Annotated in this window: 13 protein-coding genes; 1 reads left to right on the top strand and 12 read right to left on the bottom strand. The window is 63.1% G+C overall.

What is annotated here, in order from left to right; all coding sequences use genetic code 11:
- The first annotated feature begins 8 nt into the window (after positions 1 to 8).
- Positions 9 to 1,778: an ATP-binding protein gene (locus EL388_RS07140; protein ID WP_126461628.1), complete on the top strand. Its 1,770-nt coding sequence runs from the start codon at positions 9 to 11 to the stop codon at positions 1,776 to 1,778.
- Here the strand turns inward: EL388_RS07140 and EL388_RS07135 are convergent.
- From EL388_RS07135 to EL388_RS07080, 12 genes are all read right to left on the bottom strand, one after another.
- Positions 1,768 to 2,265 (bottom strand): hypothetical protein, encoded by a 498-nt coding sequence (locus EL388_RS07135; protein WP_126461625.1) that lies wholly within the window; start codon positions 2,263 to 2,265, stop codon positions 1,768 to 1,770. The genes EL388_RS07140 and EL388_RS07135 overlap by 11 nt on opposite strands.
- Positions 2,262 to 2,735 carry a lysozyme gene (locus EL388_RS07130; RefSeq protein WP_197721838.1) on the bottom strand — a complete coding sequence of 158 codons (474 nt, stop codon included), beginning with the start codon at positions 2,733 to 2,735 and terminating at the stop codon, positions 2,262 to 2,264. The genes EL388_RS07135 and EL388_RS07130 overlap by 4 nt, the downstream gene beginning before the upstream one ends.
- 32 nt (positions 2,736 to 2,767) lie before the next feature.
- Positions 2,768 to 2,995 carry a DUF7940 domain-containing protein gene (locus EL388_RS07125; RefSeq protein WP_045667467.1) on the bottom strand — a complete coding sequence of 76 codons (228 nt, stop codon included), beginning with the start codon at positions 2,993 to 2,995 and terminating at the stop codon, positions 2,768 to 2,770.
- Positions 2,992 to 3,294, bottom strand: a complete 303-nt coding sequence (locus EL388_RS07120) for a DUF6127 family protein (RefSeq protein WP_126461619.1) — start codon at positions 3,292 to 3,294, stop codon at positions 2,992 to 2,994. The genes EL388_RS07125 and EL388_RS07120 overlap by 4 nt, the downstream gene beginning before the upstream one ends.
- A 65-nt stretch (positions 3,295 to 3,359) precedes the next feature.
- Complete coding sequence (locus tag EL388_RS07115) at positions 3,360 to 3,710, bottom strand: DUF2793 domain-containing protein (protein ID WP_126461616.1); 351 nt, start codon at positions 3,708 to 3,710, stop codon at positions 3,360 to 3,362.
- 3 nt (positions 3,711 to 3,713) lie between these two features.
- Positions 3,714 to 4,310, bottom strand: coding sequence for a glycosyltransferase family 2 protein (locus tag EL388_RS07110; protein ID WP_126461613.1), 597 nt, complete (start codon positions 4,308 to 4,310; stop codon positions 3,714 to 3,716).
- Between the two features lie 11 nt (positions 4,311 to 4,321).
- Positions 4,322 to 6,595, bottom strand: a complete 2,274-nt coding sequence (locus EL388_RS07105; protein WP_126461610.1) for a phage tail protein — start codon at positions 6,593 to 6,595, stop codon at positions 4,322 to 4,324.
- Positions 6,595 to 6,807, bottom strand: a complete 213-nt coding sequence (locus EL388_RS07100; RefSeq protein WP_126461607.1) for a hypothetical protein — start codon at positions 6,805 to 6,807, stop codon at positions 6,595 to 6,597. Before EL388_RS07100 ends, EL388_RS07105 begins: the two co-directional genes overlap by 1 nt.
- Positions 6,804 to 7,031, bottom strand: coding sequence for a hypothetical protein (locus tag EL388_RS07095; protein ID WP_013246730.1), 228 nt, complete (start codon positions 7,029 to 7,031; stop codon positions 6,804 to 6,806). Before EL388_RS07095 ends, EL388_RS07100 begins: the two co-directional genes overlap by 4 nt.
- 18 nt (positions 7,032 to 7,049) lie before the next feature.
- On the bottom strand, positions 7,050 to 7,838 hold the full coding sequence (locus EL388_RS07090) for a DUF2163 domain-containing protein (protein WP_126461606.1): 789 nt from the start codon (positions 7,836 to 7,838) through the stop codon (positions 7,050 to 7,052).
- Between the two features lie 5 nt (positions 7,839 to 7,843).
- On the bottom strand, positions 7,844 to 9,427 hold the full coding sequence (locus EL388_RS07085; RefSeq protein WP_126461604.1) for a hypothetical protein: 1,584 nt from the start codon (positions 9,425 to 9,427) through the stop codon (positions 7,844 to 7,846).
- Positions 9,424 to 10,479 (bottom strand): hypothetical protein, encoded by a 1,056-nt coding sequence (locus EL388_RS07080; protein ID WP_126461602.1) that lies wholly within the window; start codon positions 10,477 to 10,479, stop codon positions 9,424 to 9,426. The genes EL388_RS07085 and EL388_RS07080 overlap by 4 nt, the downstream gene beginning before the upstream one ends.
- Position 10,480 lies beyond the last annotated feature (1 nt).

The following is a 10,480-nucleotide window of genomic DNA, read 5'->3' as shown; positions in this document are numbered from 1 at the left end:
GAGCCCCCATGAGCGCTGCCAAGCTTCGATTCCAAGTCGATTCCCGTCTCGCCACGCTGCTGAGCCAGGAGTACACATCAACCGAGCGTGCGCTGAAGGAATTGGTGGACAACGCTTGGGATGCTGATGCGGATCAGGTCAGCATCCAACTGCCGAAACCTTTGAGCGGCGAACCCATCGTCATCCGGGACGATGGCACCGGAATGACAGAAGAAGAGCTCCGGCGGCACTACCTCACTATTGCCAAAGATCGCCGTTCAGTTCGAGGAGAGCGGACTGCGGGAAAGAATCGTCAGGTAAAAGGGCGCAAAGGGATCGGCAAGTTTGCCGGATTCATGGTCGCGTCAGTGATGACCTTGGAGACGCGCACGAGGGGGAAGCTGTGCCGTATTGCCCTGCAACTGGATGCCATAGGCAAGGTGGAGGATATCGAGCATCTCGACATAGCTCTTCACAGCGAAGACTGTGATCCGATCGACCACGGCACGCTCATCACGTTGAGCGAATTGCATCAGGGACTGACTTATCCCGACGCTAATCGCCTGCGGCAAGTGCTACTGCAGGACTACGGGAGGCATGACGACTTTTCCGTGTTCGTCGATGGTAAGCGACTCGATGTCGATGACGTCCAAGGTAGCTACTCGGAACACCAGACTACACTGCCTGATGTTGGCGACGTCAAACTGCGACTATCGATCTTCGACGGGAAAGCGGGCTTACGCCAACCCGGAATAACGCTGCGTGTTGGTGGCAAGGCGGTCGGCTCGCCCAGTTTCTTCGGTCTGGAAGCACACGAGTATTTTCCGCCGAAGCTGTTGAAGAAGATGTACGGTGAAGTGGATGCGGACGGGCTGCTCGACCACGTCACCGCCGGATGGGATTCACTGGTAGAGAACAGCGAAAAACTGAAAGCGGTGGAAGCCTTCGTTCAGCCGATCCTCATTTCGGCGGCGAAAGAAAAGTACGGGATGGAACTCCAGCTCGCGCAAGCGCGAATGCAGAAGGCCATTCAGCAACGCTTGGCCGGCTTGCCAGAACATAAGCGGATTTTCGCCGACAAGTCGATCAAGAAAATTCTCGAACGCTACTACGACGAGCCGCCGAGCAAGATTGAACCCATCGTCGGCGTGTTGCTGGATGCATTGGAGCGATCAGACTACCGCATCCTGCTGGAACACATAGCCGATGCATCGCAAGGTGAAGTGGCGACCATTGCAGATCGCTTGAACAACTTCGGGCTGGCAGAAATGGCCTTTCTAGTCGCCCAAGCAGCTGCACGGCAGGAGTTCCTCGACCAACTGGAAGCATTGGCTCGCGATCCCGCTACGACCGAAGCTGCGATGCACAAATCGCTGGAGTTGAGTCTGTGGGTGTTCGGGCCAGAGTATTCACTCTTCAGCTCCAACATCACGTTGAAGAGGCAGATTGAAGATATCCTCAATACGACCTACAAGGGGAAGAATGCTAACAAACGTCCGGACTTACTTCTGAACCAGAATCTAAGCGGCGAGTATCTGCTGATCGAGTTCAAGCGGCCCGACCACAGCTTGAATTACGATGACTACAAGCAAGCCATCGAGTACCGGCACGACTTCGCCAAGCACATCATCTCGCCGATACAAGTGCTCTTGATTGGGGGGCGTTTGTCGTCTGATTTTCCGCGGAAAGAGAATCGTGAGCCGAATGTCGATGCTCGAATCTTCAGTCAAGTGATTGCCTCTGCTCGACGCCAGGTTGAGTGGCTGCTGCGCATTGACCAAAACCAGGTCACTTCGTAGTCATTTGCATATCCCTCACCCACCCCTGCAACGCCCTCAGTTGCTCGGCGTTTTCGTGGCAGGTCTGGTAGTTGGCGGCGACGGTTCCGGCGACGGTAGAGAGCGCAATGCCTGCGGCGGCCGCATCAGCATCTCTGGCGGGCTCGGGCAGCTCACCGGCGGCGGCAGCGTCGTGCAGGCGCACAAAGCCACGGTTGATAGTGCAAACAGCATCGGCTTGAACGGGCACATAGACGGGAACCTTCTTGAAGATGGTGTCGCCCTTCTCGCGGATGACGCGGACGCGGTCGACGTACTGGGTGACGACCTTGACGGTGGCTTGTGCGTGCCGCTCGCGGGCGGCGGCTGTCTGTAGGGCTTGTTGCTGGATGGCGGCATCCCATTGCGCTTGGATGTGGCTCGCACCCTTGATCCAGCCAAAGCCAACCAGGGCGACGCCGAGCGCCGCGAGGGCCAGCAGCCGGTACGGCCACGGAATCACGCTCACGACGCCTCCCCGATGCACTGCCGGTATTCGGCTTCTCGCCTCGTAGCCAGCCCGCCGCACAGCCGAGCGTTGCTGGGCAGTGCGCAGTCTTTGCCCCGGAAGAAGCGCCAGCGCAGCAGCTCGGTACAGGCACCGGCGTAGTCCCCGGCGTTGAGTTTTCTGACCAGCGTGGATTGGCAGAACGCGCGGCTGCCGACGTTGTAAGAAAAGCTCACCAGCGCGTCGTACTCGTGCTGGGCCAGGGGCACGGTCACGCATTGCTTGAGCGCGCCCTCGAATTGCTGCACATCGGTGAGCGCCCGAGCCAGCGCCTTCGGCGGCGTGGTGGTGTCGCCGATCTTCACCCCGGTGGTGGTGCCGAACCCGATGGTCGGCACATCTCCCTTGACCGGGATCACTGCGCGGTCGGTGTAGCCCTCGTGCAGCACGATGCCAACCAGGGCGGCAGCGGACAGTGTCAGTCCGGTCACCGTCCTGCGCGTCACGGGTGATGTTGGCCGGGTCATCGATGCATCTCCGGCTGCGCCACGATGCGAGCCACGGTTGCGCCGATGCTGGCGGCAAAGGCCAGTAGCACAAACGCGCCGCGCGGCAACACGTCACCGAACAGCGGCACGACCACTTCTGCCGCAGTGAAGGCAGCAGCCAGCAGCGAAAAGCGGATGCTCCAGGCCCGTCGCAACACGCGTCGCCAGTCGTCCAGAAGGCAGATCTTCGGCTTGGCGGTCATTGGACGCCTCCCATCAGCTTCAACTTGATGGCGGCCCCCACCAGCAGCGCGGCCAGGATGCCGGTGGTCACGACCTTGATGGTGGTCTGCCACGCCGTTCGGCGGGCATCGCGCCACGCTTCCAGCAGATCGCGCAGTTCGCGGATGTCCTTCGCGGCACTGCCGTTCTCCAGCCCGAGATGGGCAAGGCAACGCTCGGCTCCGCGTTCGGCGGCACGGTCGAGCAGTTCGTCGAAGTCCTCGCGGCGCAGGAGCAGCATGTTCTCGACGAGCGCAGGCTGTTGTTCGGGTTCGGTCATAGCAGTCTCCAGAAATGCGAAACCCGCCTCGTGGGCGGGTTTCTGGTGGGTACGAAGATGGGAAATCAGATGGCGAGGCCTGCGCTCCAGCCGGTGGACTTGTAGGCCGAGAGCTTGGCCTCGTCCTCGATGTAGCAAAGCCAGCCAATCTTGGGCGAGTGGTACTCCCAGGCATCGGCAATGCGCACCGCGATCTGGTTGGTTTTTCCCGCCCACACGCCCGTGGCAGCCGCAGGCACGATGTAGCGGTCGCCGTTGGCGGGGCTGGCCGGTGGTGTGGTCAGGTCGCGGTCTTTCACGGACAGCCCAACCACCGCGCCGAGGCGCTTGAGGTTGGCGTCCATGCCGGTGTCCCAGCCGCTCTCGCCGAGCGTCCAGCCGTAGTTGAGCCCAAGGTTCGGGTCGGTCGATGACATGGTCTATCTCCAGAGGTTCGATGCTTTGCGAATGCGCCGGACGGCTTCTGGGTCGCCGGTGCGGTGGCTTTGCTGCGGGTGCTGCCGCCAGTGACGCCCGACGATAGGCAGGTACAGCACGCCGCCGCGTTTGGCCACCAGCAGGGTCAACAGCCAGTCAGCAAAGTTGTTGAGGTCGGTGGTTTCCTTGAGCACGGCTTCCACGGCAGATCGGCGCATCACGATCAGGCCGTGAACGTGGCTGGCGCTGTTGGCGTGCTGCCAACGGCTGTAGGCCAGACGCCGCACCGCGATGTCGTGGCCGTTCTCGTCGGTCAGTGCTTCGTCGGTGTAGGCCATCACGGCCTGCGGGCAGGCATCCAGCGCATCGGCCAGTTGTGTGAAGGCACTGGCTTCGTACAAATCATCGGGATCGACAAAGGACACCAGCGGCAGCGTGCCTTGCGCATAACCTGCTGCGCGAGCCTCACCGATACGGCCTGGAATGCCGGGCAAAACGTGCAACTGGATCGGTGCGTCGTCGAGGCTGGCGATACAGGCCTCACGCCATTCGGCAGACTCGTGCAGGGTGAGCAGATGAACATCGATGCGTGGTTCCATTGGCGCTTCCATCACACACCTCCCCAATACTGTCCCCAGCGCAGGCCGTAGCCCGCGCGATCCATGACCCGCACCTGCGGCTGCCAGCTGCTCAAACCATCGCGCTCGGCACTGATCTCCACCGTGATGCGGTCACCCAGCGCACCGGCATCCAGCGCGCCCACTGCTGCCGTCCACAGGTAAGTGGTGCCGAGCAGCCCCGTCTCAGTACGAACCAGCACGTTGCTGCGATTGCGGATGCGCACCGTGTAGGTCACGCCCAGCTCCGGCCCGATGTCGCCCTCGTCTTGCTGCACGAGGTAGGCGGTCTGCTGCGTGCGGTCGCGATGGGCCCACGTGACGGTGAGGTCACCGGCCACCACGACAGGCTCGATCTGGCCATTGAGGCGGATACGACCGGGTGGATACGGCAAAGCCTGCCGACCGGTCAGCACGATCGGCTGCCCATTGGCGGCCAGCACAGAATCGCCCTGATCGGTCGATGTGCGCGGGATCGCGCCTACGAACACCGACTCGCCCGGGGCGCGCTCCGCGCCTTCCGACGCCAGCCATTCGCCGACACCGATCAACCGAGTCCCCGAGGCATGTGCTTGGGGTGTGGTGTCGAGTACGCCGCGTGCAAGGACAACGGTGGCCGCAGCCGTATCGAAGTCAAGGACAGCGACGGCTTCGCGGATTGCACCGCTGCCATCGACCAGATAGGCATAGTCGCCCACGGTCAGCCTTTCCGGCTGACTGATGGCGGTCACTGGCACACCGACGGCAACAGCCTCACTGGCAGGCAGCGCCACATCGATCGTGAGAAGTGGCGCGTAGTCCTCGCTGGCCACACTGGCGATATCACTGGCTGAGGCACCGGTGGCGAGCTGCCAATTGAGCTGGCCCGCACCACCCACTGCGGACAATGCGCCAAGCGCAGCATCGGTGTCGGTCAGGTAGTCCAGTTCGGCTCGTGACAAGGTGCGCGCCAGTTCCCAGTACGGAATTTCCACCGCCAGCACCAACGCAGGCGGCAAAGGCTCCATGGTCGGCTCCTCGATCTGTGGTGGCGGAGGCGACAGCACGGTGTTGCTCATCCCGAACACATCTTCCATCGCCTCGATGCGCCACTCAGATGACCCCAGCGTGCCGGTGTCGATGCCGGTCACGCGCACCACCATCTGGTCTAGCCCTAAGCGTGGCCAGTTCAGCAGGAACACGTCGCCCGGCAGCGGCGCACGCTCCAGCGTGTCGCGCGCTACCGTCAGACTCATCCGGGCCAGGGGCGAACCCAAGGCGCGCAGGTCACGCAAGGCCAGACGCGCGGCCAGCGGCCCGTAGTTCACACCCGGGTAGTCGCGGCGTTGATTGATCACGCCGCCTTGCAACTGGATGGCGGCCAGGTTCTCGACCGTGACGGTGGCATCACCGCCGGTTTGCCAGTCGGTGTAGACCACGGTCAGTTCGTTGGGCAGCTCGCCCCACTGGGCACGCTCGAAGCGTTCCAGCCGCACGATCTCGTCCGGCCCCAACTGCGGCAGGCTGTCGATCCAATAGTCGTCGCGCAGCAGCTTGAGCTCAAACGTGCCCTGCTCAGGGTCGGTGTAGAGGATGCCGCCGATGTGGTCGATGACCTGACTGATGAAGCTCTCGATGGGCTGCTGGCGCGTCCAGATCAGATTGAGGCCGAAGCCCTCGCTCGACAGGGCCCATGCTGCATTCCAGAAGCTCCAGCCGATGCTGTCCTGCGGGTAGCCCATGCCCCAGTGCGGATCGGTCAGGCATTGCACCAGGATGTGGGCTGGGTTCATGCCGACACTGATCTCGCGGCCCTGATTGTTATCCCAGGCACGGACTTCGGCGTTCCAGGGCATCCAGGGCTCGCCCGTCCAACCCGCCGTGAAGCGCCGCACGCGCACCGCCCAAGGCTTGATGTACGGGTTGTTGGCCGCGAACAGGATCTTGCGCGCCACCAGCGACAGCACGCCCCGGAATGCCGGAATGGAGCCGCCGAGGCGGCTCATCAGGTAGTCGTTGCGTCCTTGTCCGGCATGACCCGACAGCACATCGATGGTGCCGACCACGCCGCCTTCACGCTCGTCGCCGCCAAACAGCGTGGGCTTGTTGATCGAGAGGCTGGTCAGCCCGTGCCCGCTGGACAGCGGCACACGTTCAGCATTCCCCCATGCGGTACGGTCGCCCATCTGGATTTCCTGCACGGCATCGACGGGCCCCTGGCACAGGGCCAGATGCAGCCCCATCCGATAGCGGTAGCCGACGGTCTGCTTCTTACTGCGGCCACCCATCAGTCGCGCTCCATCCGTTGTTGCGCACGGGCGTACTGCACCACCCGCAACGCCATCGCGTCGCCCGTGGCCAGTAAGGTGTCGGCAGCGTAGCCGTCACGCAGAAAGGCGCGGAAGTCCAGGTCGTGGCGCGCGAACCAGACCCGCGTGCCGTTCACGCACAGGCCAACGGCGCGCACATCGTCGATGGTGACGATCACATCCGTACTCATTTCTTACCTCCTTTTTTGCGGATTGGTTCGGCTTCCAGATCGCCGTACCAGACGACGTTGGCCCCGCGCAGCAGCACGGTGCCGAACACGACGGGAATCGGTCTGCCTTCTTCTGCGGTTGGGGCATCGACGTCGGACAGCGATGCCGGTTTGGGCTCGGGCGGTTTCGGCGCGAGCGCGACCGAAACCAGCGCCGCCACCACGATGACGACGAGGTACCACATGGCGATTTCTCCAGGGATTCAGAACACGCCCGTCGAGAACGGGTTTTTGCTCGGGATGGCGGGAAAGCCACCGTAGTTGTCGAGGTTGCCGAAGCGCGACTCGCACGTGGTCGTGCTGTGATCGCAGCCGACCGTCAGCAGCACCTCGGTGCCGACCTCAATGGCCACCGGATAGAGCAACTCCACACCACCACCGTAGTCATTGACGATCATGTGGCGCGCACCTTCCGGGGTTTGCAGCCAGCCACCGGCCAAGCCACCACTGACGCTGCCGGGCGTGCCACCGTCGAGATCAACGTTGCGGCCATTGCTGTTGCTCACGAAGGCGCTGGAAGAAATGGGTGAGGCACCACAGGCAGCCGAATACAGCACGTGGGAACACTTGCGGCTGTAGAGCCGCCGCAACCCGATACGCTTGAGACTGACTTGCGCCGACTCGCAGCGAACGCGAGCGACATCGTCAGCAACTTCGACGCCCAACACCCGGCCCATCCAGCGCGTGCCGGAGATCCACCAGTAGTCGCCCCAGGTGTCGCGCCGTCCTATGCGCAGGGTGATCGAGGTGGTGTCGCCGGTCAGCGAGTTGGCGAGCAGGTGACGCACTAAATCACAGTTCGGCGGCAGTTTCAGATCCAAGCCAGCCTTCGCAGCTTCAGCACCCAACGCCAGTTCGTTGCGTTCCAAGGCCAGGCTCTTGTAGAGGTTGCCATCCAGATCAACATCGAATTCGTGCGGCGTCAGATAGAACTGCGCGCTGTTGCTGGCGAAGGCGTATAGCTCGACTTCCAGCAATGGGTTCTGGCTCATCGTGCTTACTCTCCCTCGTAGGTTTGTCGGTCGTTGCCGCGTGGTTCGGGCAACTGGCGCGCGGTCAGGGTGATCTCCATCAGCGTCGGGCTGTGCCAGTAGAGGTCGATGGCGTCGTGGTCGAGGCGGCAACGCACGAGGCGAATGACGCGGCTGCCTGCGGGCACTTGAGTCTCAAGTCCCGAGCGCAGCACCAGCACACCGCCTTGATCCAGATGGCAGGTCGCCGTCAGGACGTACTGCCGATAGCCGTCTGGGTGCACGATCAAGCAGGCGGCGGGGCGATGCCAAAAATCCGAGATTCGCGCGGAGATGTTTTTGCCATCCACGCGCAGGAAGCCATCTTCGGGATCGGCTTCGACGTTCACCCACAGGATCGGAGCCAAGCCATCTGGCAGCCAGAAGGCCTCCAGACGGCCTTGGGTGCGCCACAACCGCGCCCGCCAGCGTTCGATTTCATCGAGTGAGCTGGCCAGATAGCGCCGCTGCAAAGTTGTCGTCGCCCACGGATCGTCCCGGCGCGCCCACGGATCTGCAGGCGAGAAGTCTTGGCGGGTGATCGAGGCCTGCGCGGCGGCTGTCGGATCGTCACGCCAGTTGCCATCTGGCCAGACCGGGATCTCGTCGATCCATGGGTCATCGAGAACATCCTGGTCGGGCAGTGGCGCAGGCTGGATCTGTATGGGAATGTTGCCGCCGACCATGCCGGGTACCCACTGCGTGAGATCCGCCGGATCGATGGCCTTGCCCCACACCAAGGGCATGATGGTGCTGCCCACGGCAGCGGCGCGTGCCAAGGGCTCCGTCAGCCACAGCAGATCGCTTTCCACACGCTCAAGTTGGGCGATCTGCCAGCCATCGGCGGCGATGATCAAAATCCAGCGGCCATTGTTCTCCGTTTCCTGCCAGCCCTGCACCCCGTCGTAGGTCAGATGCACATTGGCCGAGAGTGGCCCGAACTGTCGCCCGTCAGCGTCCGTCACGCTGAGCGCCAGTGCGCCACGTTCGCAGGGCTCGGTCAGGTGCACCGCGTACTGCGGCAGCGGCCACAGCGCCATTTGACCGAGATGATCGGCCAGCCAGTCGGCCACCAGGGCATCGGTCTGTCGGGCGTTGCCCACCTTGTAGGTGAGCCAGCGCCGAGGTACACGTCGGCGTGCCTGACGGGATTCGTTGCCACTGGCCAGCCGTGTGACGCTGGTCTGCCACTCCAGCCGTTCCACAAGGGGCTCCATCCAATCATGACGGAAGGCAAACACGCCGCGCTGCGCATCCGGCCAAGGCTGGTCGCCAAAGGCATCCATACCGGTGGCGACGATGGCGCTCGAAGCCGTATCACGGCGCAACACTTCGACCAGAAATGTCGGCGCATCGATGGGTGGCCAGGGGCCCGCCAAGGATTCCGTGAACAAACTGGCCGCCAGATTGGGCGGCAGCGGAGCGACAGCTGTTTCCGGCGTGAAGCTGGCTGCGCTCGCCCCGAAGCTGGCGCGCGAGAGCACTTCACTCTGGAAGGCGGGCAGTTCGCTTCCCGGCGTTGGTTTGCTGGAAACCTCCGCGAGGTCTTGAACGACGACGCGATCGGTCATGCCGACTCCACGCCGAACTCAGCGGCATTGAAGGCGGCCTCCGTCCACTGCACGTTGCCGTTCGGGTTGCGCTCGAAGAGTGCCGTGTGCCAGGCCAGTTGTTCTTGCAGGATGACGTCAGTGCTGACGGCGCTCTGTGCACCGCTGACCACGAGGCCTTTGACCTTGCCCAGACCGGCGTCGGTCTTGCGCGCCAGCATCGTGAGCTGGACGCCATGGATGGCGGGCGTGGCCATCACCGGCAGCGGCTCAATATCGAAGGACTGGCGCAGCCCTGCAGTGGCCGCGCGAATGGCCGTGGCCTCGTCGTCATCGCTGACCGCCTCCCAGGCCGACGCTGCGGCTTCGACCGTCCATTGGTTCAGTGCGCCGTTCGCCTGGGCTTTGAGCGCATCCACCCGCACATCACCCAGAAACGTGTTGTTGATCGTGCCCGATGTGTCGGCGATGTAGAAATCATCCACATCGACGGTCAACGGACTCGACTCTCCCGGAACCGCGCCGACAAACACCGTGAGCAGTTGCCCCCCGCCCTGGATGGTGTTCTGTGCGGTCATCTGGATGGCCAGAATGCCGTTGATGCGCACCGAAAGCACACCGTTGCTGGTGCCCTGCGTCACCTGCAACTCGACGTAGTGCCAGCCACGGGCGGGCGCGCTGGCGATGGACGTGGAAATCAACTGATCCCAGCCCGACTGGCGGCGATAAAGCTTGAGCCTTCCGTCCTCGCCGATCTTCACGAGATGGCTGATTTGTGACGTGCTGTCGCGCACGCCAAGCAGCAGCGGCTCGATGTAGGTGTTCTCAAACGGCGCCACGCGAATGGCCGCCCCGACGATCAGGCTGGTCTTGGTGGCGTCGAGGTTCTTGACGTAGCCACCCCCAGAGCCTTCCGGCAAACGCAGGGCATAGGACGACGGGCGACGGCCCTGGATGCGGGTGGCCTGCGGGGACAGATACGCCGCCTTGCCACGCGCGAGCCACGGATCGCCAAAGCTGTCCACGGCCTGCGGGTCGTAGTGATCGAAACCGTCGATGAACAGAAGTGCCATG

The sequence above is a fragment of the Sulfuritortus calidifontis genome, assembly GCF_003967275.1.
GTDB lineage: Bacteria > Pseudomonadota > Gammaproteobacteria > Burkholderiales > Thiobacillaceae > Sulfuritortus > Sulfuritortus calidifontis.
This window is presented reverse-complemented; position numbering and strand designations above follow the sequence as displayed.